Annotated in this window: 23 protein-coding genes; 8 read left to right on the top strand and 15 right to left on the bottom strand. The window is 65.7% G+C overall.

The genetic code is table 11. The features are described from left to right. Window positions 1–3: 3 nt before the first annotated feature. The 3 genes from ACY48M_RS00945 to ACY48M_RS00935 are packed head-to-tail and all read right to left on the bottom strand — an operon-like array spanning window position 4 to window position 2,999. Entirely contained in the window at window positions 4–1,338 is a 1,335-nt protein-coding gene (locus ACY48M_RS00945; RefSeq protein WP_462818368.1) for an LCP family protein, read from the bottom strand. 24 nt (window positions 1,339–1,362) lie between these two features. After that, window positions 1,363–1,857, bottom strand: a complete 495-nt coding sequence (gene purE, locus ACY48M_RS00940) for a 5-(carboxyamino)imidazole ribonucleotide mutase (RefSeq protein WP_462818367.1) — start codon at window positions 1,855–1,857, stop codon at window positions 1,363–1,365. Between the two features lie 17 nt (window positions 1,858–1,874). Then, window positions 1,875–2,999, bottom strand: coding sequence for a 5-(carboxyamino)imidazole ribonucleotide synthase (locus ACY48M_RS00935; RefSeq protein WP_462818366.1), 1,125 nt, complete (start codon window positions 2,997–2,999; stop codon window positions 1,875–1,877). Window positions 3,000–3,169: 170 nt separating this feature from the next. On the opposite strand from ACY48M_RS00935, the gene ACY48M_RS00930 reads away from it, so the two are divergent. Together ACY48M_RS00930 and ACY48M_RS00925 are read left to right on the top strand one after the other, a co-directional pair. Beyond that, on the top strand, window positions 3,170–3,709 hold the full coding sequence (locus tag ACY48M_RS00930; protein ID WP_462818365.1) for a GtrA family protein: 540 nt from the start codon (window positions 3,170–3,172) through the stop codon (window positions 3,707–3,709). After that, window positions 3,706–5,781, top strand: coding sequence for an acyltransferase family protein (locus ACY48M_RS00925; RefSeq protein WP_462818364.1), 2,076 nt, complete (start codon window positions 3,706–3,708; stop codon window positions 5,779–5,781). Before ACY48M_RS00930 ends, ACY48M_RS00925 begins: the two co-directional genes overlap by 4 nt. A gap of 39 nt (window positions 5,782–5,820) precedes the next feature. Here the strand turns inward: ACY48M_RS00925 and ACY48M_RS00920 are convergent, their stop codons facing one another. The 3 genes from ACY48M_RS00920 to ACY48M_RS00910 are packed head-to-tail and all read right to left on the bottom strand — an operon-like array spanning window position 5,821 to window position 8,505. After that, the gene (locus tag ACY48M_RS00920; protein WP_462818363.1) at window positions 5,821–7,128 is read right to left on the bottom strand and encodes a UDP-glucose dehydrogenase family protein; all 1,308 of its coding nucleotides are present in this window, start codon (window positions 7,126–7,128) and stop codon (window positions 5,821–5,823) included. A 30-nt stretch (window positions 7,129–7,158) separates the two neighbouring features. After that, the gene (locus ACY48M_RS00915) at window positions 7,159–7,707 is read right to left on the bottom strand and encodes a PH domain-containing protein (protein WP_462818362.1); all 549 of its coding nucleotides are present in this window, start codon (window positions 7,705–7,707) and stop codon (window positions 7,159–7,161) included. 3 nt (window positions 7,708–7,710) lie between these two features. After that, window positions 7,711–8,505: a biotin--[acetyl-CoA-carboxylase] ligase gene (locus ACY48M_RS00910; protein WP_462818361.1), complete on the bottom strand. Its 795-nt coding sequence runs from the start codon at window positions 8,503–8,505 to the stop codon at window positions 7,711–7,713. 82 nt (window positions 8,506–8,587) lie between these two features. Between ACY48M_RS00910 and ACY48M_RS00905 the strand changes: the two genes are divergently transcribed. Both ACY48M_RS00905 and ACY48M_RS00900 read left to right on the top strand, forming a co-directional pair. Further along, complete coding sequence (locus tag ACY48M_RS00905; RefSeq protein ID WP_462819228.1) at window positions 8,588–10,213, top strand: acyl-CoA carboxylase subunit beta; 1,626 nt, start codon at window positions 8,588–8,590, stop codon at window positions 10,211–10,213. Further along, window positions 10,210–10,458, top strand: a complete 249-nt coding sequence (locus ACY48M_RS00900) for an acyl-CoA carboxylase subunit epsilon (protein WP_462818360.1) — start codon at window positions 10,210–10,212, stop codon at window positions 10,456–10,458. The genes ACY48M_RS00905 and ACY48M_RS00900 overlap by 4 nt, the downstream gene beginning before the upstream one ends. Before the next feature lie 339 nt (window positions 10,459–10,797). Here ACY48M_RS00900 and ACY48M_RS00895 read toward each other — a convergent pair whose 3' ends face one another. From ACY48M_RS00895 to ACY48M_RS00880, 4 genes are all read right to left on the bottom strand, one after another. Beyond that, window positions 10,798–11,841, bottom strand: a complete 1,044-nt coding sequence (locus ACY48M_RS00895) for a hypothetical protein (protein WP_462818359.1) — start codon at window positions 11,839–11,841, stop codon at window positions 10,798–10,800. Then, a complete protein-coding gene (locus ACY48M_RS00890; RefSeq protein WP_462818358.1) occupies window positions 11,838–13,052 on the bottom strand; it encodes a sensor histidine kinase in 1,215 nt (404 codons plus the stop codon). The genes ACY48M_RS00895 and ACY48M_RS00890 overlap by 4 nt, the downstream gene beginning before the upstream one ends. Window positions 13,053–13,140: 88 nt before the next feature. Further along, complete coding sequence (locus tag ACY48M_RS00885; protein WP_462818357.1) at window positions 13,141–13,818, bottom strand: response regulator transcription factor; 678 nt, start codon at window positions 13,816–13,818, stop codon at window positions 13,141–13,143. Between the two features lie 129 nt (window positions 13,819–13,947). Continuing rightward, entirely contained in the window at window positions 13,948–15,195 is a 1,248-nt protein-coding gene (locus ACY48M_RS00880) for a class I SAM-dependent RNA methyltransferase (protein ID WP_462818356.1), read from the bottom strand. A gap of 24 nt (window positions 15,196–15,219) precedes the next feature. On the opposite strand from ACY48M_RS00880, the gene ACY48M_RS00875 reads away from it, so the two are divergent. Together ACY48M_RS00875 and ACY48M_RS00870 are read left to right on the top strand one after the other, a co-directional pair. Beyond that, window positions 15,220–15,888 carry a Maf family protein gene (locus ACY48M_RS00875; protein ID WP_462818355.1) on the top strand — a complete coding sequence of 223 codons (669 nt, stop codon included), beginning with the start codon at window positions 15,220–15,222 and terminating at the stop codon, window positions 15,886–15,888. Window positions 15,889–15,983: 95 nt separating this feature from the next. After that, window positions 15,984–17,735, top strand: coding sequence for an acetyl/propionyl/methylcrotonyl-CoA carboxylase subunit alpha (locus ACY48M_RS00870; protein WP_462818354.1), 1,752 nt, complete (start codon window positions 15,984–15,986; stop codon window positions 17,733–17,735). 43 nt (window positions 17,736–17,778) lie between these two features. On the opposite strand, the gene ACY48M_RS00865 is transcribed toward ACY48M_RS00870, so the two are convergent. After that, the gene (locus ACY48M_RS00865; protein WP_462818353.1) at window positions 17,779–18,726 is read right to left on the bottom strand and encodes an L-lactate dehydrogenase; all 948 of its coding nucleotides are present in this window, start codon (window positions 18,724–18,726) and stop codon (window positions 17,779–17,781) included. Then, entirely contained in the window at window positions 18,726–20,162 is a 1,437-nt protein-coding gene (locus tag ACY48M_RS00860; protein ID WP_462818352.1) for an NAD(P)H-quinone dehydrogenase, read from the bottom strand. Before ACY48M_RS00860 ends, ACY48M_RS00865 begins: the two co-directional genes overlap by 1 nt. A gap of 94 nt (window positions 20,163–20,256) precedes the next feature. Between ACY48M_RS00860 and ACY48M_RS00855 the strand changes: the two genes are divergently transcribed. After that, the gene (locus ACY48M_RS00855; RefSeq protein ID WP_462818351.1) at window positions 20,257–21,084 is read left to right on the top strand and encodes a purine-nucleoside phosphorylase; all 828 of its coding nucleotides are present in this window, start codon (window positions 20,257–20,259) and stop codon (window positions 21,082–21,084) included. Between the two features lie 50 nt (window positions 21,085–21,134). After that, on the top strand, window positions 21,135–22,838 hold the full coding sequence (locus ACY48M_RS00850; RefSeq protein ID WP_462819227.1) for a phospho-sugar mutase: 1,704 nt from the start codon (window positions 21,135–21,137) through the stop codon (window positions 22,836–22,838). 27 nt (window positions 22,839–22,865) lie between these two features. Here the strand turns inward: ACY48M_RS00850 and ACY48M_RS00845 are convergent, their stop codons facing one another. Genes ACY48M_RS00845 through ACY48M_RS00835 form a run of 3 tightly spaced genes read right to left on the bottom strand, consistent with a single transcriptional unit; the run spans window position 22,866 to window position 24,713 of the window. Further along, window positions 22,866–23,138, bottom strand: a complete 273-nt coding sequence (locus ACY48M_RS00845; RefSeq protein ID WP_462818350.1) for a PTS sugar transporter subunit IIB — start codon at window positions 23,136–23,138, stop codon at window positions 22,866–22,868. A 7-nt stretch (window positions 23,139–23,145) separates the two neighbouring features. Further along, window positions 23,146–23,592, bottom strand: coding sequence for a PTS sugar transporter subunit IIA (locus ACY48M_RS00840; RefSeq protein WP_462818349.1), 447 nt, complete (start codon window positions 23,590–23,592; stop codon window positions 23,146–23,148). Further along, window positions 23,592–24,713, bottom strand: a complete 1,122-nt coding sequence (locus ACY48M_RS00835; protein ID WP_462818348.1) for an adenosine deaminase — start codon at window positions 24,711–24,713, stop codon at window positions 23,592–23,594. Before ACY48M_RS00835 ends, ACY48M_RS00840 begins: the two co-directional genes overlap by 1 nt. Between the last annotated feature and the right edge of the window lie 31 nt (window positions 24,714–24,744).

Below are 24,744 nucleotides of genomic sequence, written 5' to 3'. Positions count from 1 at the left end.
GAGCTACTCCTCGGGCTCCGGGCTGAGCAACGATCCCTGCACTATCTGATGAATCGACGGATAGTCGGGGTAGAGCGTGTCGACACCATTCTCGGGCACCAGCTCAAGGGTGTTAATGGGGAGCTGCTGCGCATCCGCCGCGAGATCAACAAAATAGCTGAGCATGACGGAGGGCACATCGGTCTTCATCGTGCGGGTGCCAGCTTCTGCGACAGCCCGAAACTTTGCGACGAGGTTTGTGGGCTCCATCTGGGTGATGATGGCCTGCTGCACCTGGCGTTGACGTTCCATCCGTTGCAGGTCGTTGCCATCGAAGCGGGACCGCGCATACCAGAGGGCCTGTTCACCGTTCATCCGCTGCACGCCGGCCTCGAAGTAGCCGACGGGCACCGAACTCGTCACCGGGCCATAGGCAAGACGCTCGGCCACCTCGATCTCGACACCCCCGAGCGCATCAACCAGGTCGAGGAAGCCCTGCATGTCGACCAGCACGTAGTACTGCATCGTGAGGCCGGTGATGCCCTCAACCGCATCTTTCATCGCCTCGACGCCCGCGGTGCTGCCGTTTGCTTCGGCGTCTGGGTAGAGCTCCGCGTGATTCTCACCCTCGGTGTAGATGTAGCCGAGAAGGCACTCATCACCGCAGTCATAGCCGTTCGGGTACAGGCCGAACATAGGCGAACCCTCGGAGAAGGTGGCGCGCTCAAAGTTGCGCGGCAGGCCAATGATCGTCGTTGACCCGGTCTCGGCGTCGACGCTCACGACCGAGATGCTGTCGGGGCGAAGACCCTCACGGTCAGCCCCGGCATCGCCGCCGAGCAACAGGATGTTGTAGCGACCGTCTACCGGGTCGGCGAAGTCGCCGCTCTGGAAGACCGCGTTGATGGTGTCGCGGGTCACGCCGGCAACATACGCGGCATACGCAGCGCCACCGGCGGTCACCACGACCGCAACCACCGCGAGAGCCGCGACGAACGGCCGAGCAGCGGGTTTCGTGCGTACGAATCTGACAATGCGCAGCACGTCGAGGGTGAGCACCACCCACAGCACGGCATACGCGACAAGAATCACCTGGCCCACCGTGAGCGCGATGGGGTTGGTGGCGAGCCCGATCAAAATCCCGTCGTCGATGAAATACACGGCAACGACAGCGAGCGCGAGCCCCCACAGCACGAACGTTGCAGCAACCCCGAATCGCCCAAGGCGGCGACTGCCCGCGAGAAGCTGCGCCGAACCAGGGATGACCACGTTGAGGGCGACGAGCCACCAGGCGCGCGCCGTCATCACGTCGCGGGAACCCACATCGGGGTTCCGCACCGTCGGTGTCGTCAGGTACACCGGTCGTCGCTCGCCTGCCACGGCCTAGAGGCGGGCCTTCAGCGCGACGTTCTTCTCCTCAACGAGGGCTTCGAGGTCACGCGAGTATTTCGCGAGTGCTTCGGCGATCGCGGCATCCGTGGATCCGATAATGCGAAGCGCCAGCAGCCCCGCGTTCTTCGCCCCGCCGATCGACACGGTGGCGACGGGGATGCCCGCCGGCATCTGCACGATCGAGAGCAGCGAGTCGAGCCCGTCGAGCTTCGCGAGCGGCACGGGCACTCCGACGACGGGCAGCGTTGTGACCGAGGCGATCATGCCGGGCAGGTGCGCTGCTCCCCCGGCGCCTGCAATGATGACGCGGATGCCGCGGGCCGCAGCCTCACGACCGAACGCGATCATCTTGTCGGGGGTGCGGTGGGCCGACACGACCTCAACCTCATGGGCGACACCGAACTCGCTGAGCACGGCTGCCGCCTCGGCCATGACCGGCCAGTCGGAATCGGAGCCCATGATGATCGACACGAGCGGTGAGGGCATGGTGACGATAGTAGTGCTTAGTCGCTCAGCAAATCCGCTGCCGCGCGCGCCTGATACGCGACGTCGTCAAGATCGTCGCCGCCCATCGTCACATGGCCGACCTTGCGCCCTGGGCGCGACTCCTTGTCATAGGAGTGAAACTTGACGAGCGGATGCTCCGCCATCGCCCGCCCGTATCGAGCATCGAGGCCGGCCCCCGCAGGGCCGCCGAGCACGTTCACCATGACCGACCATGGGTCGCGGCATCCGGTTGAGCCGAGGGGAAGGTCGAGCACGGCGCGCAGGTGCTGCTCGAACTGGCTCGTGGTCGACCCTTCGACGCTCCAGTGGCCGCTGTTGTGGGGGCGCATGGCGAGTTCGTTGACGAGGAGTCGGTGATCGACGGTCTCGAAGAGTTCGACCGCGAGCACGCCGGTGACATCGAGCCCTTCTGCGACGGTGACGGCGATCTCCTCCGCAACGTCAGCGAGTTTGCCGGCCGACTTCGGTGCCGGGGCGATGACTTCGGCGCACACGCCGTTGCGCTGCACGCTCTCAACGACCGGCCACGGCAAAATCTCGCCGGAGGGGCGCCGCGCGACCGACTGCGCCAGTTCGCGCTTGAACTCGACGAGCTCCTCCGCGAGCAGAGGCCCGACCCCCGCGTCCTCGAACCAGGCGATCGCCTCGTGGCCGCGGCGCACCACCTTGACCCCTTTGCCGTCGTAGCCGCCGCGCGGGGTTTTCACGACCGCAGCGCCACCGTTTGCGTCGATGAAGGCGTCAAGCTCCGCCTCATTCGACACCGCCGCCCACTGCGGCATCGGCAGTCCGAGTGCGCCAAGCCGTTCACGCATGAGCAGCTTGTCCTGTGCATACAGCAGCGCGTGCGGACCTGGCCGCACGGCGACATCGGCGTCGACGAGCGCCGTCAGCACCGCTTGGGGCACATGTTCATGGTCGAAGGTGATGACGTCGACCCCCTTGGCCCACGCGAGCACCTGATCGAGGTCCCGATAGTCACCGACCGCTGTTGCAGCGATCGCCGATGGGCTGCCCTCATTCTCGGCGAACACCCGGAGCCGAAGGCCGAGGTGGGTCGCGGCGGGAATCATCATGCGGGCCAGCTGGCCGCCCCCGATAACACCGACGGTGAGGGTCATGCGAATCTCCCGGATCTGTCGACGGATGCCCCGGCACTGCAGCGGACGCCGCCTGCAGTGAACGAGCGGATCATGGCGGTTAGACTGCGAACCGCTTTATCCCTATCTTTGCCTATCCCAGGGGTCACCCTTTGCGAACCGAATCGAGCACCACCACGAGAGTGGTCCGGATGCTGCGCACTCGCCTCGTCGCGCAGCTCGCGCGATTCGGGGTCGTCGGCTCGGTGGGACTCGTCATCGATGTCGTGCTCTTCAACCTGCTGCGGCTCACTGTGCTCGCGCCGGAGATCGTGCACGAGGGACCCGTCATCGCGAAGGTCGTGTCGACCTCTGTTGCGATCGCCGCCAACTGGATCGGCAACCGCTACTGGACCTTCCACCGTGAGCAGCGCGCGCATCCGGTGGGTGAGGGACTCCGCTTCGCGGCCGTGAGCGTCACCGCAATGGCGATTCCCCTCACGTGCCTCTGGGTCTCCCACTATGTGCTCGGCTACACGAGCCTGCTCGCCGACAACGTCTCAAGCAACGGGGTCGGGCTCATCCTCGGGATGGTGTTCAGGTTCTGGCTCTACCGCACCTGGGTGTTCGCGGATGCTCCGGTCGCTGTCCTTGTCGACGTGTCCGCGTCGCATGGCACAACCGAGCGCCTTGGGGGACGCCCACCATCGAACAGTTCGATCTCGCTGCCCCGAATGATTGAAGAGCAGTGAAGGCAGTCGACTCGCACGTCTCGTCCGACATCAATCGCAGCGTGCAACACGGCGCCGACGCTCCGAAGTTCCGAGCCGAGATTCACGCCCTCCGCGCGGTGGCCGTGTCGTTGGTGGTCGGCTGGCATGTCTGGCCCGAACAGGTTCCAGGCGGGTTCGTTGGCGTCGACGTCTTCTTTGTGATTTCGGGCTACCTCATCACCATGCACTTGGTCCGAGAGGCCACCACTACGGGCACACTCCGCCTAGGCGCGTTCTGGGCGCGTCGCGCCAGGCGGCTCCTTCCCGCGGCGCTTCTTGTCCTCGCCGCGACCAGTGTCGCAGTCGGTCTACTCGCTCCCGAAACGCTCCGGCAGCAGTTTTTCAAGGAGCTCGCCGCGAGTGTTTTCTACATTGAGAACTGGGTTCTGGCGGCAGATAGCATCGACTACCTCGCGTCGACATCGTCACCATCGCCTGCCCAGCATTTTTGGTCATTGTCCGTCGAAGAGCAGTTTTACCTGGCGTGGCCACTGCTTGTGCTCGCCCTCGCCGCGCTCGCTGCCAAACTCAACATCCCCTTGCGCCCTGCTGGACTTGGACTATTCGCAGTGATTGCAGCGATTTCGCTCGCGGGATCGGTCGTTATCACCTCCACCAGCCCGACGGAGGCATATTTCATCACCACCACTCGAGCCTGGGAGTTCGCGGTCGGCGGTATCCTCGCGCTGTTCGGTACGTGCAGGTCGCCAGACTCTCGAACTGCAGCCGCCTTCGCGCTACTCGGGTGGGGGGCAATCGCGGTGTCGACCTTTGCGTACTCCGCCGCAACGCCATTTCCCGGAGTCGCTGCGCTCCTCCCGGTTCTCGGGACAGCGGCGGTGATCTGGTCGGGTTCTGTGGCGGGGCGCTGGCCTTCACAACTTTTCGAGAGCCGACCCATCCGATTCTTGGGAGATGCGTCATATTCGATTTATCTTTGGCACTGGCCCGTACTCGTGTTCGCAGGATACGTCGTTGTCGAAGGCACGTGGTGGACCGAAGCACTCATCATTTCAATGACACTGATTCTCGCCCACGTCACGACGCGGTATGTCGAACTGCCGGTACGCGAACGACGCTGGCAACTCCTCACTGAGACTCGGAAGACACTGGTCACGGCCCTGGTCGCGATGCTGATCGTAGGGACTCCACCTGCGATCGCTTGGATTTCCTCCGCCGAGGCTGCAAGCTCGGAACAACGAGACGCAGCCGAGCGGGCGGCAAGCGAAGAGGCCTGCCTTGGAGCCGCCTCTGTCGGAGCTGACTGCGACACTGATCTACACACAACCTTGACACCAGATCCAGCTTCTGCCCAGGATGACGACCCGGCCGTCTATGCAGACGGCTGCGTCACTGAAACCCGATCTGCCGAAGTCACACAGTGCCACTTCGGAAGCCTGAACGGCGAGATTTCGATTGCACTGATCGGAGACTCCCACGCCGCACAATGGGCACCAGCGCTTGTTCCCCTCGCCGACGAACGCGACTGGTCCCTGACCACCTACCTTAAATCCGCGTGCCCGCAGTCCTCGGCCGAGAACGTTCAGGAGATCGAAGCAAGTACGACGTCGTGCCGCCAGTGGAATGCTGACCTCGCAGACGAGCTCCGCGCGTCTGACCCGTTCGATTTCATCATCGTCGCCTACAGCGTGCTCCGAGCGAACTATGCGAGCGCCGAAGATGCTGTTGCCGGATTCCAAGAGGCCTGGCAAGAACAAATCAAGCGAGGTGCCAACATCATCGTCTTGAGAGACATACCGTTGATGCCCGAGGACATCAACCAATGCCTGGTCGACTCCGACTCTCCCGACGAATGCAAGCATCCCGTGGAAGAGGCCGTCGCGGCGGACGATCTCATGGTCAAAGCTGCGAACTCAATGGAAGGGGCGACAGCTATCGACATGAACGATTTCTTCTGCTGGTCGGGGAACTGTCACGCGGCGATCGGCGGGGTGACGGTGTACCGTGATTCGAACCACTTTACTGCGACATACGCCCGAACTCTTGCCCCCGCCCTTCTCGATCGGCTTCAGGATGCAGGTCTCCGATAGTTGGCGATCGCTCGACCGCCCCCTCGATCAGGTTCGAACTCAGGGGCGACCGAGCGCCCGGTAATGCCATCCGGCAGCGCGCCACTGCACCGGATCCAGGCAGTTGCGCCCATCGACGATCGCGCGCGCGCGCACGACTGAGCCGAGCAGTTCCGGGTCGAGCTCGCGGTATTCTCGCCACTCGGTGAGCAGGAGCACGGCATCCGCCCCCTCTGCCGCTTCGGCCGCCGTGAGCGCGACCGTGAGGCTTGGCTCGCGCCGGCGTGCTGTGTCTATCGCCTGCGGGTCGGTCGCGACGACCACGGCACCGAGTTCCGCAAGTCGGATGGCAACATCGAGGGCCGGTGAATCACGCACATCGTCAGAGTCCGGCTTGAAGGCGAGACCGAGCACGGCGATGCGTTTGCCGCTCACGTCACCGCCGACAACCTCCTTCGCGAGATCGACCATGCGCTCACGGCGGCGAAGGTTGATGGCATCGACCTCGCGCAAGAACGAGAGCGCCTGGTCGACCCCGAGCTCCTCCGCACGCGCCATGAAGGCTCTGATGTCTTTTGGCAGACAGCCTCCACCAAACCCGAGGCCGGCATTGAGAAAGCGACGGCCGATGCGCACGTCGTAGCCGATCGCGTCGGCGAGCGCCGTGACATCCGCCCCCGTCGCCTCGGCGACTTCGGCCATGGCGTTGATGAACGAGATTTTCGTCGCAAGAAACGCGTTCGCCGACACCTTCACGAGTTCGGCCGTCGCGAAATCGGTGACGACCTTGGGCGTGCCGTTCGCGAGGGCGCCCGCATACACCTCGTCGAGGAGGCCCTCCGCCGTCGTGTCGTCGGGTGCGAGGCCGTACACGAGCCGATCCGGCGCGATCGTGTCCTTCACGGCGAAACCCTCGCGCAAGAACTCGGGGTTCCAGGCGAGGGATGCTTCGGGCACGGTCTCGCGGATGCGCTCAAGCATCTGCGCGGCCGTGCCGACGGGCACGGTCGACTTGCCGACCACAAGATCACCGGGCTGCAGGTGTGGGAGGAGCGCGTCAATGGCCGACTTCACAAACGTGAGGTCGGCGCCGTTGCTGTCGGCGAGCTGTGGCGTGCCGACCGCGATGAAGTGCACGCGTGCGTCGGCGATCGCTGCGACATCCGTGCTGAACTGCAGTCGGCCGGTCGCCGTCGCCGATGTCAACAGTTCGGGGAGTCCCGGCTCATAGAACGGTGGCCGTCCCGCCGCAAGCAGGTCGATCTTGTGTTGGTCAACGTCGATGCCGATGACCTCATGCCCCAGCTCCGCCATACAGGCAGCATGAACGGCGCCCAGGTACCCGCATCCAATGACCGAGATCTTCACGCGCCAACGCTATCGCAGGGCGGCTCGGAGTTAGCGAGTGCCCCAGGCGGTCGTCTCATCATTCGGTCGCACCAGATCGTGCTGCCGGCGCGCCGCGATCGGATTCATGCTCTTTTCCATCAGGTCGTGGAGCGCACTCTGCACCAGCTCGGCACCCGGCACATCGCGAAGCACCACCGGATGCTCAAGCCCAGAGTTGATGAGCACATCGCCGCTGCCGAACATCGACTGCAGCGCACCCTGCTGCACTGTGACGTCGTAGCCGCGGCTGTGCAGCAACTCTTGGCGCGTGCGCGTCGCAATGCCGTGACGGATGATGATGCGTCGCGTCGTGATCACGGTGCGGTTCGAAAGCCAGCGGAGCAGCGGCACAAGCCACAGGAGGGCGAGCAGGAGGCTGCCTCCACCAACAAGGGCGAGATTCTGCCACTCCTCGGCGAACACGGTCGAGAAATAGGCGAGGGCCCCTGCGCCAACGATGAGCAGCAGGCTCGGCCAGAAGAGTGCACGAGCGTGCGGCCTGAGGCGCGCCACAACGCGTTCGCTCACGGCCCCGGGCTCTGCGAACTCAGCGGACATGACTCATTCATACCTCACGTGGGTCACATCGCCCGCTGCGACAGCCTCGCGCGCGCCACTCCCGTCGCGCTCAATGACGAGTCGGCCTGCGTTGTCGATCTCCACCGCTCGCGCCATGACCGTCTCATCGGGCGGCAAGATCACCCGCACCTGGCGTCCGATCGTCGCGCACTCCGCCGTCACAGCCCGTCGGATGCCGCTCGCCATCGCATCGCCGCCGTGCCGCTCCAGGGCGGAATACAGTGCCGCAAGTTCACGCAGGTACGCGGCGAGCGCGCGATCGAGCAGCGCGTCCCCGTCGGCGCCCTCAAGCGTCAGCGAGGTTGAGGTCTCGGTGGGGAGGGCGTCTGCCGGGATCGTGAGGTTGAGGCCGGCGCCGAGCACGACCGCCCGGTCCGGCGCGATCTCGGCGAGGAGCCCCGAAACCTTCCGCTCGCTCACGAGCACATCGTTTGGCCACTTCACGGCGACGTGCTCGGCGCGCGGGGCGGGAAGCACCTCGCGCACTGCACGCGCCATCGCAAGCCCCGCAACGAGCGGCAACCACCCCCACGCCTCGGGGCCAAACGACGGTCGCACGAGCACCGACACCGCGATGGTGCACCCGGGCGGTGCAGTCCACACCCGCCCGAGCCGGCCGCGACCCGCCGTCTGCGTGTCCGTGACGAGCACACTCCAGTGCGGTGCGGCGCCAGCCTCACCGTCGGATGCTCGGGCGACGAGTTCCGAATTGGTCGACTCGCACTCCGGCAGCACCTCGAGGAGCGGGGCGTGGGCGTGGCTCAGTGGCAGCAGCATCCGGTTAGCGTACCGGGGCAGCGTATCGACGCCGGATTTGTCGCAAACCTCCCAAGGGCGGCGTGGGCCTGCCGGTAAAGTGATGCGGGTGACTGCCGACAACGACGCCTCGACGCCGCCCCAGACCAGCGTGACCCCCATGACGACCGCCGAGCGACTCGCCGATCTTAAGGTGCGCTATCACGAGGCGGTCACCGCGAGCGGTGAGGCCGCCATCGAGAAGCAGCACAAGAAGGGCAAGAAGACGGCGCGCGAGCGCATCACCCAACTGCTCGACCCAGGGTCGTTCGTCGAACTCGACGAGTTCGTGCGCCACCGCACCACGGCGTTCGACATGGACAAGTCGCGCCCCTACGGCGACGCCGTCGTCACCGGCACCGGCACCATCCACGGCCGCCAGGTCGCGGTCTACGCGCAGGACTTCACTATCTTCGGAGGTTCGCTCGGCGAGGTCGCCGGCGAGAAGATCATCAAGGTCATGGAGCTCGCCCTCCGCCTCGGCATCCCCATCATCGGCATGCTCGATTCGGGTGGCGCACGCATCCAGGAGGGCGTCGTCGCCCTCGGCAAGTACGGCGAGATCTTCCGCCGCAACACGATGGCCTCCGGCGTCATCCCCCAGATCTCGATCATCATGGGCCCGGCGGCCGGTGGCGCCGTCTACTCCCCCGCGCTCACCGACTTCGTCATCATGGTCGACAAGACGAGCCAGATGTTCGTCACGGGCCCCGATGTGATCAAGACGGTCACGGGTGAGGATGTCGGCATGGAGGAGCTCGGCGGAGCCCTCACCCACAACTCCGTCTCTGGTGTCTCCCACTTTCTCGCGAGCGACGAAGACGACGCGCTCGACTATGCGCGCACGCTGCTGTCATACCTGCCAGACAACAACCTTGCCGAGCTGCCGCAGTTCGCGAGCCACGTCGAGCTCGAGATTACCGACGACGACCGCCGGCTCAACACGATCATCCCCGACAGCCCCAACCAGCCCTACGACGTCACGACGATCATCGAGCACATCGTCGACCAGGGTGAGTTTCTTGAGGTGCAGCCGCTCTTCGCCCCGAACATCGTCATCGGTTTCGGCCGCGTCGAAGGTCGCTCGGTTGGCATCATCGCGAACCAGCCGAACGCCATGGCCGGCACGCTCAACATCGACGCCGGCGAAAAGGCGTCACGGTTCGTGCGATTCTGCGACGCCTTCAGCATCCCCATCCTCACCCTCGTCGATGTGCCGGGCTACCTGCCGGGCACCGATCAGGAATGGACCGGGGTCATCCGTCGAGGCGCCAAACTGCTCTACGCCTACGCCGAGGCGACCGTGCCGCTGGTAACCGTCATCACGCGCAAGGCCTACGGCGGCGCCTACATCGTTATGGGCTCGAAGCAGCTCGGTGCCGACCTCAACTATGCGTGGCCGACCGCCGAGATCGCGGTGATGGGCGGGCAGGGCGCCGTGAACATCCTCTACCGCAGCGAACTCAAAGCCGCCGAGGCGAACGGTGAGGATGTCGCGGCAGTGCGCACTCGTCTCGCCAACGAATACACCTACAACGTTGCGAGCCCCTTCCTTGCCGCCGAGCGGGGCGAACTCGACGGCGTCATCGAACCTGCCGCAACACGCATCATCGTGACGAAGGCGCTGCGAACCCTCAAGACGAAGCGCGCGAGCATGCCGCCGAAGAAGCACGGGAACATCCCGCTGTGACCTCGGAGCATGGTGCGGCAGACGCCGCCGATTCTGTCGCCGCCGAAATCGCGGTGCGCGGAGGCAAGCCGACCCCGTCCGAGGCAGCAGGCGTCGTGGCTGTCGTTGCCGCCGCGCTCGATGACCTGCGGTTGGAGGTCGATGTGGCGCAGACCCCAGCACCGAACGCGTGGGATCGGAGTCGGCGCGGGCTTCGGGAGCCACTCGCCCACGGCGCCTGGCGGGGATTCACTGGCCAGCGCTAGCTGATCTGTACCCCGCTTTGTACCCCGCAACCGGAGGCCGTGAGCCCGCGATATGACTATCCGCGTCGAAACTTGGCGAAATTGTCCCCCATTCGTCCCCCGAAATGACGACTTTGCTGTATCCTGATGTGCATGCAGTATTGATCATGCAAGGTGTCACTCCAAGAGTCACACCACCATTCATTGGCCGACTAGGGTAAGCGGGCCAATGCATTGGGGGCGAGTCAGGGCGATATTCGGGTTATCGCCCTGACTCGGGGTCTCAAAGGGTCGGAACAAATACGTTCCGGCCCTTTTCCCGTTAATTCATTAGGGCCCCGCTCGTTACGGCCTCGCTCGTTACGACTCCACGGCGGTGACAGCGAAGCGTGGAATCTCCAACCACAGGTCAATTTCGGTGTCTTCAGTGTCAGCATCCGAGTGCCCCAGCAGGTTGACACCGCTCGCGATGAGGCCAACCATGGTCACCGCCATCTCGGAATCTTCTGAGACCGTGCGCACAATGATGGTGTCAGCCTTCGAATCCCGCATCGCTGCCGCAATCTCACGGTGGATGCGCGCGAGCTCACGCTCAGAAAGCTCGTCAAGGCCGCCCTCATCGAGCAGGTTCACGGTCGCACCGCGGCGACGCGCCGCCATGACCTGCTCACGCACCGCGTCGTCAAGCAGCGTTCGCCCGCGGATCTCATCGCGGATACCTGCCTCGAGATAGATGCATTCGCGCTTCTGGCCCTCGGTGAGCTGCGCTCGCGTCGCCACAATGTGCCGCAGCATCGGCAGCGCCATCCTGCCCGTCTGCCCGAGTCGGAAGCGCCGCTCCGAAAGGTGCGCCTCCTGCGCTGTCTGCCACTCGGCCGCCTCGCGCTCCGCCAGCAGGTACGCCTTCACATCACGATCCGCCTTCGCGAGCGAGCGCTGTAGCATGTGCGAGACGCCCACCCAGAGCACGCTGCCGATGACACCGAGCGCGCCGAGGGAGCCGACACCCTCCCAAATGACGGAGTGGAGCACGAGCATCCCGACGCCGATCCAGGCGAGCGTCACGTATCCCCTGGCCGACGTGATGACCATGAGCACGCCGATTGCGCCGACATGCCACGTCGAATAGTCGGAGCCAATCTCGTGGTTCGCGGGCAGCTGACCCACCACGAGGAGCGGGAGCAGCACGGCGACGACGACGCTGCCAACGGCGACCCACCCGGTGAAGCGCCGATCGTTGATCGCAAGACTCGCGATCGTCGCGAGTGCATACAGCACCATCGCGAGGATGACCTGACCCGGCCTGGTGCCGATCGATAACGACGACGTGGCGAGTACCAGCTGATACGCCGAGAAGATCGCGCCGAGCGCGATGATGACGTACTTCGGAATGACGATGTTCATCGCTCACCGCATTCGCTGTTGCGGAGCGCGCTCTCAACTTCGTCAACCCCGTCCACCTCGGCGGGGTTGAACCCAGCGGCGGGCCAATTGATGTGCACAACGCACCCGCCACCAGGGGTTGAATCGATGGCTGCCTCGCCGCCGGCCCGCGTCATCCGTTCGATGATGGATACGCGCACCCCGAGGCGCCCCTCCGGAATCTCATCGACAACAAAGCCGACGCCCGCGTCGCCCACCTCAATGTGCACACCGCCGTCGTCTCGCCGCTCCATCGACACCCAGCGGCGAACTGCCCCATCGGCACCGGCATGCTGGATACTGTTGACCATCGCCTGCAACGTCGCCGAATACATCGACTCGGCGACCGTCGGAGGCAGCACCGTGTCACCGGCGGCCTCAAGATCGAGCGCGAATTTTGTGCGCATGGTCGCATGCACCTCGGCGATGCGCTGTGCGACCGTCGATGCAGGCACACTTGAGTCGTCACCGGATGGCGCGACCTCCGCCGCTTTCAAGTGAACGATCGCGTTCTGGGCAAGCGTCGCCGCGAGCAGTCGCTGCTCGTCGTTCTCGGCTCGGCCTGCCGAGAGAAATGCGCTCAGCACAGTGTCGTGCACGATGGCGTCGACCTGGACGCGTTCGACCTCGCGCGCATGTTCTCCCACCGCCTCGAGATATCTCGAGAGTGCGGTCGCCTGCGCAGCGTCGACCGCCGCCGCAGCCTGGCGAAGCATCGTAATGATGACGAGTACGGCACCCCCGAGGAGCACAGAGAAGACAACGTCAAGAATCGTGATGCCGAGTTCTGCGCTGCCGCCGAATTCCGTCAACCGGAGCGACCCGTAGAGCGTCGGGGTGACCAGCAGGTACAGGGCAGCGATCCAGACCGGAAACGCAACTGCCGCTGCGGCGGTCGCCACCGTGATCATGAACCACAACCAGGGCCGATCGTCGCTGCTCCACCCCGATTCGGTCACGCTGGGCGCCCAGAAGACGAGGGCGAGGATGAAGACAATCGCGATGGAGGCATTCGCAACAACGGTGCCGCGACGCACCACCGACGCGATGGCACTCGCCACGAGGCATCCGGAGAGGGCGATGACGGTCACGAGCCACCACAGCGGCTCAAGGTGATCACGCTGGCCGAGCGCGGACGGCATGGCCTGAGCGCCGAACAGCAGCCCAAAGAGCGCCACGGCGCGCGCGATCACCACCTCGAGACTCGCGACGCTGATAGGGCGCCGCGACGACCGCGCGGGGAGCCCCCGGAGGGGAGTCCGGAGAGGAAGCCGCGGCAGGCTAGGCGTCATCGACCGCGTCGACGTCCATGCTCGGCAGGATGCCGTCTTCGACGGCGCGACGCAGCAGTGCCACCTTGGTGGGTGCCGGGCGACCGACCTCGACGTATTTCATACGAATGCGGTCGAGATACTCCCGTGCCGTCGAGTACCCGATCCCGAGCTTCTCGGCGGCGAGCTTCAAGGGCAGCCCGGAGGCGTAGAGATGGAGGATCTCGCGCTCGCGCCGCCCGAGCTGGGCTTTCGCAAAGTCACTGTCGGCGTCGATCGCCGTCGCCCACTCGAGATTGTTGAGCACATCACCGCGAGCCACCGTCTCGACGGCCGTCATGACGATCTGGGTGGCGGCCGACTTGGGGATTACACCGGCGGCACCGGCCGCGAGCGCCTCGCGGACCAACGCGACGCGATCGGCAATGCTGTGCACCAGCACCGCTGAACCGGTCGCCTGCACCCGCTTCACGTTTTCGGTGACGGTCGAACCATCGCCGAGGGAGAGATCCAGCACGACAACGTCGTTCTCGCGACCTTCGAGCTGTTCTTCGAACTCGCCGACCGACGCGGCGGCGACGACGAAGTCGAACCCCGCCTCCAAGCACGCCGAGCGCAGACCGAGCCGCACCGATTCATGATCGTCAACAACCGAGACCCTCACTTTGGAGGCGGCAGTTCCATTCATCGGGACCGGTCTTTCGCTCTGCAACATAGTGTCTTCGCGGCAAACATCGCCGCTGCGCCTCACAGCTTAGCCGTCAGATGCCCCCAACTCGGGAGGCATGACGGCGTACCGCGAGGATGTCGCTGATGATTATTCGACCTTAATGAGTGACGCGACCGCCTCGACATGGTGCGTATTCGGGAACAAATCAAACGCACGGAGCGAGACCAGCGCATACCCGCGTTCCTGGAGCAGACCGAGGTCGCGAGCGAGGGCGACCGGGTCACACGCCACATACACGAGCTGAGCGGCACCAAGCCCAGCGAGTGCATTGACCACCTCGCGCCCGGCCCCAGAGCGTGGCGGGTCGAGCACGACCGTCGCCCCGTCAAGCCGCACCCCCGACTGCGCCAGCTCCCGAAGATAGCGATCCACGCGTGACGTCACCGCGCGAGCCCCCATCCACTCCACGAGGTTCTCCGCCGCATGATCGGTCGCGAGCGAATCACCCTCGACCGTCGTAATGCGGGTCGTCGGACCGAAGCGGTCACCGACCGCCGCGGCGAAGAGCCCCACGCCGCCATACAGATCCTGGTTCGCCGCGCGCGGATCGAAGTGTGCCGGGTCGATCGCATCCTGCACGGCGTGCGAGAGCGTCTCCGCCGCCGCACGATGCACCTGCCAGAACCCCCGCACATCGACACGGAACTCACGCTCGCCCACCACCTCGGTGATGCGCTGCGCCTTCGGGCGCCCCTTCACGCGAGCATCGCCGGCGAGCACGAAGGCGTTGCCACGTGACGGCGCGACGATGTCGACGTGCGTCGAGCCAGTGAACCGCTCATCGAGCGGCGTGATCGTTGCGACCTCCGGCGTCGCCAACGGAACGCTCGCCACCGACACCACGTGATGCGTGCGCGCCGCATACGGACCCAGGGTGCCGTCAGCGGCCACGTGCAGGCGCAGACGCGTGCGCCAGCCGGTGCCGTCGGGCTCGCCGGGAATCGCCTCGACCGTGACATCCGACTCGATCGACGCCATGCGCTGCAGCGAATCAGCGAGCACCTGCCGCTTCAGCTCACGCTGGTGCGCCTGAACAATGTGGCCAAACTCGGCGCCGCCGGCACGCTGTTCTGGAGCCCGGTCGATCGACGCCTCCGCCCACACGTGCTCGCGACGGTGCTCTGACGCGTCGAGCACGCCGAGCGTCTCGGCACGCCAAAACGACTTCTTGGAGTCATCAGTGATGCGAGCCAGCACCCGTTCTCCCGGAATCGCATCGGCGACGAACACAACACGGCCATCGAGGCGCGCCACCCCGACGCCGCCATGAGCGATGTTGGTAACGTCGAGTTCAACTTGAGTGCCCCGCGAGTCGGCGCCGTGCGAATCAGCCATCCCTTGAGCATAGGAGCCTGCCCCATGACCGCGAACTCGGATGCCACTGTGCGCCTCTACCTCGCATCAACCTCGCCAGCGCGGCTCGCCACGCTCCGCGCCGCCGGGATCGAACCAGCGGGACTCATCAGCCCTGGCGTCGATGAAGACGCGCTCGTCGAAACCCTCACCGCGACCAGGGGCCCACTGAGCGCCGCCGAAATGGTCGGTGAGCTCGCTCGCGCGAAGGCCGAAGCCGTCGTCGGGCAGCTCGTCGAGGGCGACCCCATCGACGGATTCATTCTCGGCGGCGATAGCGCGTTCGAGTTCGACGGGGTCGTCTATGGCAAGCCCCACACGCCCGAGGTTGCTCGCGCGCGGTGGCGGCACATGGTCGGCGGCAGCGGCGTTCTCCACTCCGGGCATTGGATCATCGACCATCGCCTGGGCGTCCCGGGGCGTGGCATCGGCCTCGTAGAGGATGCGGTCGTCGAGTTTGCCGACGGCATACCCGACACCGAGATCGACGCGTACATCGCAAGCGGCGAGCCCCTCTCCGTCGCGGGCGCGTTCACGATCGACAGTCGGGGCCAGGCCTTTATCCGCCGCATTGAAGGGCACCCGAGCACCGTGGTGGGGCTCTCCATCCCGGCCCTCCGACGACTGCTCGGTGAGGGCTTCGGCGTCGCCTGGCATCAGCTCTGGAACCGCTGATCATCGAGGCTTGTCGACAACGATCTGAATGAACTGTCGATTTTTGTGGTGAATAGCCAAAAGGAGTGCCCCCGAGGCGAATAGGCTAATCAACTATGCCCCGTATCTCCAAGGTCCTCATCGCCAATCGCGGCGAGATCGCCGTGCGCATCATCCGGGCAGCGAAAGATGCCAGTCTCGGCTCTGTCGCCGTCTACGCCGACCAGGATCGCGATGCCCGCCACGTGCGCCTCGCCGACGAGGCCTACTCGCTCGACGGGGCGACGAGCGCGGAGACCTACCTCGTCGTCGAGAAGATCCTCTCGATCGCCCGCCGCTCCGGTGCCGATGCCGTGCACCCCGGCTACGGGTTCCTCGCCGAGAATGCCGACTTCGCCCGCGCCGTCATCGACGCCGGACTCATCTGGATCGGTCCATCACCAGACGCCATCGAAAAGCTCGGCGACAAGGTTTCGGCCAGACACATCGCCGAGAAGGTCGGGGCTCCCCTCGCCCCCGGCACACTCAACCCCGTCAGCGGCGCAGACGAGGTGCTCGACTTCGTCGATGAGCACGGTCTCCCCGTCGCAATCAAAGCCGCGTTCGGCGGCGGCGGGCGCGGGCTCAAAGTCGCCCGCACGCGCGACGAGATTCCAGAGCTTTTCGACTCCGCCACCCGCGAAGCCATCGCCGCCTTCGGGCGAGGCGAATGCTTCGTCGAAAAATACCTCGACAAGCCGCGCCATGTGGAGACCCAGTGCCTCGCGGATGCTCACGGCAATGTCGTCGTCGTCTCAACCCGCGACTGCTCCCTCCAGCGCCGCCACCAGAAACTCGTCGAAGAGGCACCAGCGCCGTTTCTCAGCGACGAACAGAACGCACTGCTCTACACCGCGTCGAAGGCCATCCTTCGCGAGGTTGGCTATGTCGGCGCCGGCACCTGCGAGTTTCTTGTCGGGCAGGACGGCACCATCTCGTTCCTTGAGGTGAACACGCGACTGCAGGTCGAGCATCCGGTCTCTGAAGAGGTCACCGGCATCGACCTCGTGCGTGAGCAGTTCCGTCTCGCCGAAGGCGGCACGCTCGACTACGCCGACCCCGTCGCGCACGGACACTCGATCGAGTTCCGCATCAACGGTGAAGACCCCGGTCGCGGCTTCATGCCCTCCCCCGGCCCCATCCACGTGTTCCGAGTGCCTGGCGGCCCCGGCGTGCGCGTCGACTCCGGCGTCACGACCGGTGACGTCATCAGCGGCGCGTTCGACTCCATGATCGCCAAGCTCATCGTCACGGGGGCGACCCGCGCCGACGCACTCGAGCGCGCTCGCCGTGCCCTCGACGAATTCGAGATCGCCGGACTGCCCACCGTGCTTCCCTTCCACCGCGCGATCGTCAACGACCCCGCCTTCACCTCAGACCCGTTCAGCGTCTACACGCGGTGGATCGAAACCGAGTTCGCGGGCGAACTCGAACCGTGGAGCGGCGAACTCGAAACGGCAGGGCCTGCACCGGAACGTCGCGCCGTCACCGTCGAGGTCGACGGCAAGCGCGTCGAGGTGAGCCTGCCGGGCCGCGTCATCCCCACCGCGGGCGCCGCCATCCTTCCCCCAGCACCACGACGACGCACCGGCAGCGGCACGGTGTCGTCGGCCACCGGCGATGCCGTCAAAGCACCCATGCAGGCGACGGTCGTCAAATTTGCTGTCGGCGAAGGCGATGCGGTCGTCAAGGGCGACCTCATCCTCGTGCTCGAGGCGATGAAGATGGAGCAGCCACTCGTCGCCCACAAGGACGGGGTCGTGACCGGGATCAACGCCGCAGTCGGGGCGACCGTGTCATCCGGCCACCTGCTGCTCTCGATCGCCTAGCCAGGCGCCTCGCCCAGCCCGAACGCCACACCAGTCAGACGGCTCAGTATCCGATCTGCGCGAGGGCGCCCCGGATGGCGCTCGCCGATTCGTGCAGCCGCGCATCCTCGGCGTCGGAGAACGGTGTCTCCACGATCGGCGTCGCGCCCTTGGCGCCGACCAAGCTCGGCACCGACAGCGCAACGTCGCCGATGCCTCGATAGCTGCCGAGCACGGTGCTCACCGGCAGGATTGCCTGCTCGTCGCCGAGGACCGCCTCCACGATGCGAGCGCCGGAGAGACCGATCGCATAGTTCGTCACACCCTTGCCCTCGATGACCTTGTAGGCGGCCTCCCGCACCTGCGTGGCGATGCGGTCGAGCTCGTCTCGGTGCACCGGTTCACCTCGGGCCCAGTCGAGGATCGGCACGGAGCCGATCATCGCCGACGACCAGAGCGGGAACTCGGTGTCGCCATGCTCGCCGACGATGTGCGCGTGCACGCTCGATGTTGCAACGCCGGCACGCCTCGCCAAGAGCGTGCGCAAGCGCGATGTGTCGAGCACCGTCCCTGACGCGAACACCCGTTCGGCGGGCAGCCCCGACACCGTTCTCGCCACGACCGTCAGCACATCGCACGGATTGGTAACGAGCATGAAGACGGCATCCGGCGCGCGCTCAAGCAGTTGCGGCATCAGGTCTTCGAGAATGCGGGCATTCGTGCCGGCAAGATCCATTCGCGTCTGCCCCGGACGCTGGTTGGCACCCGCCGTGATGACGACGACGTGCGCGCCCTCCACAACGGCGAGGTCGGCGCCACCCTCAACCTCGCTCGAACCGGTGAACTGGGTGCCGTGCGCGAGATCGAGAACTTCAGCGTCGACCTTCGCTCTGTTGATGTCATACAGCGCCACGCGCCTGGCCGAGCCGCGGATGAGCGCCGCGTAAGCGAGACTCGCACCCACGCTGCCAGCGCCGACAATGGCAAGCTTCGAACTCTCGATACCGACCATCAGTGCACGATGTGCAGCGCCCGCGCCGCATCGGTGATGCTGCCGGAGAGCGAGGGATAGACCGCGAACGCCTGTGCCACCTCGTCGACCGTGAGTCGGTGCTCGATCGCGATCGAGATCGGCAGAATGAGCTCGGATGCCCGTGGCGCGACAATGACACCACCGATGATGGTGCCAGAGCCGGTGCGCGCAAAAAGCTTCACGAAGCCGTGCTTGATGCCCATCATCTTCGCGCGCGGGTTCTGCGCCAGCGGCAGCTTGTAGATCTCGCCCTGCGCAATGCCGTCTTCGATCTGCCGCTGCGTCCATCCGACGGTCGCGATCTCCGGCTGCGTGAAAATATTCGAGGTGACGTTGCGCAGCTCGGTCGGATTCACGGCGTCGCCCATCGCGTGATAGACGGCCGTGCGGCCCTGCATCGAGGCGACGGATGCGAGGGGCAAGAAGTCGCTGCAGTCACCGGCCGCATAGATGCTCGGCATCGAGGTGCGGGCCACGCGGTTAACCCGGATGTGACCGGACTCGGTGAGCTGCAGGCCCGCCTCCTCGAGACCAATGCCCGCGGTATTCGGGATCGAGCCGACCGCCATGAGGCAGTGGCTGCCCTCGACTGTGCGCCCGTCGTCGAGCGTGGCAATGACACCGTCGGCGGTGCGCTTGACGCTTTCGGCGCGACTTTTGTTCATGATGTTCATGCCGTTGCGCGTAAAGACGTCTTCGATCACCCGAGCGGCATCCGCGTCTTCACCTGGGAGCACTTGATCGCGGCTCGAGATGAGCGTGACCTCGGCGCCGAGTGCGAGGTAGGCAGAAGCGAACTCGGCGCCAGTTACACCCGAGCCAACGACGATGAGGTGGTCGGGCACGCTGTCGAGAGTGTAGAGCTGCGTCCAGGTGAGGATGCGTTCGCCGTCGGGCAGCGCCGAAGCGAGTTCGCGCGGCCGAGAGCCGGTGGAGATAACGATCGTGTCGGCGTCGATCTCGTCGAAGTCCTTCGCGGCACGCCCTTTGCCCGCCGAAACGATGACGCGGTTCGCGCCATCGAGACGGCCGTCGCCCTGCACGATGGTGACGCCTTCGCGAATAAGCTGCGACTTCATGTCCTCCGACTGCTGGCGGGCAAGGCGCAGGAGCCGCTGGTTCACTGCCCGGAGGTTTACGGCGACCTCGGGGCGCACCGGTCTGCCTCCCTCGCCCTTCGCAAAGAACTGCACGCCAAGGTCGCTGGCCTCGCCGATCGCGTTTGCCGCCTCAGCCGTCGCGATGAGGGTCTTGCTTGGAACTACATCGGTGAGCACAGCGCTGCCGCCGACACCGACTCGCTCGACGAGGGTCACCTCTGCACCCAGTTGGGCGCCAGCGAGGGCTGCTTCGAAGCCGCCCGGTCCGCCGCCGATGATCGCGATTCTCTGCTTGCGCTCGAATTTATAGGCCATGACAAACATTCTCGCCCATCGCCAGCCGAATGCCGCGCCGATGCGCGATCACCAGCGCTCACAGGCTGCCGCGGGTGCCGAATAGAGTGGACGGATGACACAGAGCAACCCTCTCGACGACGCTGCAGTCGACCCGTTCGAGATCGCCGCCGCTGCCGCCGCCGACATCGCCGAGAAGACCGGCGTCGCCCGCCACGACATCGCCCTCACCCTCGGCAGCGGGTGGGCAAAGGCCGCGGACCTCATTGGTGAGACGACCGCCACGATCCCCGCCCAGGACGTCACCGGATTCAGCCGCCCGGCCCTTGAGGGCCATGTCGGTTCGCTCCGATCCGTGCTGCTGCCAAGCGGCAAACGGGCCCTCGTCATCGGTGCCAGGACGCACTACTACGAGGGGCACGGGGTGCGCCGCGTCGTGCACAGCGTGCGCACCGCCGCCGCGACGGGTGCAACGACCATGATCCTCACGAACGGCGCAGGCGGCATCAAAGAGCACTGGTCCCCCGGCACCCCGGTGCTCATCAGCGACCACCTCAACCTCACGGCCGACTCGCCGCTCGAGGGCGCGACGTTCATCGATCTCACCGACCTGTATTCGGCTCGGCTTCGCGCGATCGCCAAGGGGATCGATCCTGGGCTCGACGAAGGCGTGTACTGCCAGTTCCGCGGTCCGCACTATGAGACCCCTGCCGAGGTGCAGATGGCGAAGGCCATCGGAGGCCACATCGTCGGAATGTCTACGGCGCTTGAGGCGATCGCGGCCCGCCAGGCCGGCATGGAGGTGCTCGGCATGTCACTCATCACGAACCTCGCCGCTGGCATCCAGTCGACGCCGCTGAGTCACGATGAGGTCATCGAAGCCGGCCGCGCCGCGGAGCCCGTAATCAGCCGACTCCTCGCAGAGATCGTCGGCGCCCTGTGAGCGCCGCCGAGCCGTCACGGCCCGAGGAGTCTTCGCTGCCTGACGAGTCGTTGCTGCCCGACGACGGCGACGAGAGCCGCAGCGAGTCACGCCCAGAAGCGAATCTCATCGCCGCAGCGAAGGCCTGGCGCCGCCAAGACCCAGACGAAGAGACGCGGGCCGAACTCGATGCACTCATCAAGCGTGCAAAGAAGGCCGACGCCGACGCCATCGCCGAACTCCACAACCGCTTCGATGCCCGGCTCGTGTTCGGCACGGCGGGACTCCGGGGCGAACTCGCCGCCGGGCCGAACCGCATGAATCGTGTGCTTGTGTCGCAGGCCGCCGCGGGGCTCGCCGCCTACCTTCTCGGTCACGTCGATGAGCCGTCGATCGTGATCGGCTATGACGGCCGCAAGAACTCGGCCGTCTTCGCACGCGACACGGCTGAGATCATGGCGGGCGCTGGGGTGCACGTCATCCTGCTGCCGCGCATGCTGCCGACCCCCGTGCTCGCATTTGCTGTGCGGCACTTCGACGCGAGTGCCGGCGTCATGGTGACGGCGTCACACAACCCGCCGAACGACAACGGATACAAGGTGTACCTCGGCGACGAATCGCAGGGCTCGCAGATCGTCTCGCCGGTGGACGCCGAGATCGAAGCACACATCAACCGCATCGCTGCAGAGCGGCTGCTTGACGATCTCCCCCGGTCCACCGCGTTCGTCACGGCCGATGATGCGGTGGTCAATGAATATGTGCGCCGCACGGTTGAGCTCGCACCCCGCACCGCGCAGCCCCTCAAATACGTGTACACCGCGATGCACGGGGTCGGGCTTGAGGTGGCCCGCCGCGTCTTCACTGCGGCCGGGTTCGCTGAGCCCGTGCTCGTAGAGGAGCAGGCGCATCCTGACCCCGCGTTCCCGACCGTGGCGTTTCCTAACCCTGAGGAGCCGGGGGCGATGGATCTCGCGTTTGCGAAGGCCGTCGAGGTCGGCGCGGACCTCATCATCGCCAACGACCCGGATGCCGATCGTCTCGCGGTTGCAGTGCCGCACGGCGACGGATGGCGCAGCCTCAGCGGCAACGAGGTCGGCTCGCTGCTCGGCTGGCGTGCGGCTGAACGCATCGCGGCCGGCGGCACCTCGGGCGGCCTCGCCGCCTCGGTCGTGAGCAGCCCTGCCCTGCGACGCATCGCGGAGCAGTCCGGGCTCGACTACACCGACACGCTCACGGGGTTCAAATGGGTTTCCAGGGTCGAGAATCTCGCCTACGGCTACGAGGAGGCGCTCGGGTATCTCGTTGACCCCGGCAAGGTCCGCGACAAGGACGGCATTTCTGCGGCGCTCGACTTTCTCGCCCTCATGTCAGACCTCGCCGAGCGCGGCACGACGCTCGCCGAACACCTGGAGCGCTTCGACCGCGAGTTCGGTGCATTCGCGTCATCACAGGTATCACTCCGGGTTACCGACACGAGCGTTATCTCCGAGATCATGGCGTCGCTGCGCACATCTCCCCCAGCACGCCTCGGCTCGCTCGCGGTCGAGTCGATCGATGATTTCGCCGTCGGCGTCGGCCAGTTTGCGCCGAGCGACATTCTGCGCATCAACCTCGCCGGGGGTTCCCGCGTGATCGTGCGCCCGAGCGGCACGGAGCCCAAGCTCAAGGCGTATATCGACGCGGCGGTACTCGACGGCCCCTCCGAGGCGCGCCGAGCGACGGCACAGGGGTTCGTGGACGAGCTCGAGCACGCCGTTCGAGCGCTGATCGCGTAGCGCGCTCAGAGCGGGCCCAGAGCAAGCTCAGGCGAGTGCGGCCGAGAGCTTCGCGGCGAGTTCTGAGGTGTCGGAGAAGTTTTCGATGACAATGACCTCGGCGTAGGTGCTGCCGATTGCCTCGACGAACTCGGCCGACGTCAAGATGACTTGGGCATCGTCGGCAACTTCGACGACTGAAGCGATGTCCGCCGCCGTCACCTCAGCCTCGATGCCGAGACGCGCGAGCACCCGCTCCGCGTTGACCTTGAGAATGCCGGACGAGCCGATGCCGGCACCGCAGATCGCCACGATCTTCATGCGCGGCTCATGTGTCGGCGCCCATAATGTCGAGCACCTGCTCCACCGAGCGTGCCCCGACGAGCGCGGCCACCGCATTCGAATCGTTGAAGATGTTCGCGATTGCGGCGATCGATGACAGGTGCGTATCGGCCCGCACCGCGGCGAGTCCGAGTACCACTGTGACGGGGTCGTTGTGCGGGTGGCCGAAGGGCACGGGCGTATTCAGCGTCACGACAGCGAGACCGTCGGCGAGCACCTCTGGGCCTGGGCGAGCGTGGGCAAGCGCCAGTCCGGGCGCGATGACGACGTAGGGTCCGTGCTCTTCGATCATGCGAATCATTTCGTCCGCATACTCCGCGGTCGCCGCACCGGATGCCTCGAGCGCTCCCCCTGCGGCCCGCACCGCGTCGCGCCAGTCGCCCGCGTCCACGCCGATAACGATGCCGTCAGCCGTGAGGGACGGGAGGCGCATCAGGCATCCTCAAAGCCGGCGCTGATCGCGTCGGCGAGCTCGAGGCGCTCTTCGAACGGCAAGAAGGTGGCTGCTGCCGCGTTGCGCTGAAACACCTCGAAGTCGGTGAGGTCGTAGCCGAAGGCCGCTGCGAGCAGCGAAAGTTCTTGGCTCAGTGTCGTGTCACTCATGAGCCGGTTGTCAGTGTTCACCGTCACTCGGAACCCCAACTGGTACAGCAGGTCGAATGGGTGGTCGATGAGCTCGGTGCCCCAGGCCGCGATCGCACCGGTCTGCAGGTTGCTCGACGGGCTCAGCTCGAGTGCGATCTCGCGGTCCTTCACCCACTGCGAGAGTCGGCCGAGGGTGACATAGGTTGCCTCATCGTCACTGCTGTCGATCTCGATGTCCTCGGCGATACGCACCCCGTGACCCAGACGCAGTGCGCGGCCGTCGAGAAGAGCGCTGCTGATGCTCTCGAGACCGTCGGCCTCGCCGGCATGCACTGTGACGGGAAAGTTCTGGGCCGCGAGATAGTCGAATGCAGCTCGAGCGCGGCGCGGCAGGAACCCCGCCTCCGCACCCGCGAAGTCAAAGCCGACAACGCCACGCTCTCGGTGCCGCACCGCGAGTTCGGCGATCTCGAGGGAGCGGTCGGCGTGCCGCATCGCGGTCACGAGCTGGCCGACACGAATCGTGTGGCCGGTGTGCGCGGCATCCTCCACGCCGGCCTCAAGACCTTCCTGCACGGCCTCAACAACCTCATCGAGGGTAAGCCCCCGGGTGAGGTGCTGTTCGGGGGCCCATCGGATCTCCCCGTAGATGACCCCGTCGGCTGCGAGATCGTGTACGAACTCCCTGGCGACCCTCTCGAGACCCTCCTTGGTCTGCATGACCGCGGTCGTCACATCAAACGTCTTGAGGTAGTCGACGAGCGAGCCCGAATCGGCGCTCTCAACAAACCACGACCCGAGCGCTGCGGCATCCGACGCCGGCAGATCGAGTGAAATCGCGTCCGCGAGCTCGATGATCGTCTGCGGCCGAAGCCCCCCGTCGAGGTGATCATGCAACGACACCTTGGGCAGGGTCGTGATGTCGGCGGCCCCGCCGGGCAGCAGCAGGTCGTCAGGCGCAGTGTTCATGTGGACAAATCTACCGTCTCGGCCACCCACA

The organism is Homoserinimonas flava (genome assembly GCF_054969005.1).
The sequence above is the reverse complement of the archived record's forward strand: the minus strand, read 5'-3'. Positions and strand labels throughout refer to the sequence as shown.

Bases quoted from the DNA above. Each gene is read 5' to 3' on its own strand.
- purE (WP_462818367.1), bottom strand. From the start codon at position 1,857: ATGCCCTCACCGCTCGTGTCGATCATCATGGGCTCCGATTCCGACTGG.
- ACY48M_RS00895 (WP_462818359.1), bottom strand. From the start codon at position 11,841: ATGAACATCGTCATTCCGAAGTACGTCATCATCGCGCTCGGCGCGATC.
- ACY48M_RS00915 (WP_462818362.1), bottom strand. From the start codon at position 7,707: ATGTCCGCTGAGTTCGCAGAGCCCGGGGCCGTGAGCGAACGCGTTGTG.
- ACY48M_RS00845 (WP_462818350.1), bottom strand. From the start codon at position 23,138: ATGAAGATCGTGGCGATCTGCGGTGCCGGCATCGGCTCGTCCGGCATT.
- ACY48M_RS00905 (WP_462819228.1), top strand. From the start codon at position 8,588: ATGCGGGTGACTGCCGACAACGACGCCTCGACGCCGCCCCAGACCAGC.
- ACY48M_RS00885 (WP_462818357.1), bottom strand. From the start codon at position 13,818: ATGAATGGAACTGCCGCCTCCAAAGTGAGGGTCTCGGTTGTTGACGAT.
- ACY48M_RS00930 (WP_462818365.1), top strand. From the start codon at position 3,170: ATGCTGCGCACTCGCCTCGTCGCGCAGCTCGCGCGATTCGGGGTCGTC.
- ACY48M_RS00875 (WP_462818355.1), top strand. From the start codon at position 15,220: ATGACCGCGAACTCGGATGCCACTGTGCGCCTCTACCTCGCATCAACC.
- ACY48M_RS00840 (WP_462818349.1), bottom strand. From the start codon at position 23,592: ATGCGCCTCCCGTCCCTCACGGCTGACGGCATCGTTATCGGCGTGGAC.
- ACY48M_RS00870 (WP_462818354.1), top strand. From the start codon at position 15,984: ATGCCCCGTATCTCCAAGGTCCTCATCGCCAATCGCGGCGAGATCGCC.
- ACY48M_RS00835 (WP_462818348.1), bottom strand. From the start codon at position 24,713: ATGAACACTGCGCCTGACGACCTGCTGCTGCCCGGCGGGGCCGCCGAC.
- ACY48M_RS00935 (WP_462818366.1), bottom strand. From the start codon at position 2,999: ATGACCCTCACCGTCGGTGTTATCGGGGGCGGCCAGCTGGCCCGCATG.
- ACY48M_RS00880 (WP_462818356.1), bottom strand. From the start codon at position 15,195: ATGGCTGATTCGCACGGCGCCGACTCGCGGGGCACTCAAGTTGAACTC.
- ACY48M_RS00860 (WP_462818352.1), bottom strand. From the start codon at position 20,162: ATGGCCTATAAATTCGAGCGCAAGCAGAGAATCGCGATCATCGGCGGC.
- ACY48M_RS00910 (WP_462818361.1), bottom strand. From the start codon at position 8,505: ATGCTGCTGCCACTGAGCCACGCCCACGCCCCGCTCCTCGAGGTGCTG.
- ACY48M_RS00855 (WP_462818351.1), top strand. From the start codon at position 20,257: ATGACACAGAGCAACCCTCTCGACGACGCTGCAGTCGACCCGTTCGAG.
- ACY48M_RS00865 (WP_462818353.1), bottom strand. From the start codon at position 18,726: ATGGTCGGTATCGAGAGTTCGAAGCTTGCCATTGTCGGCGCTGGCAGC.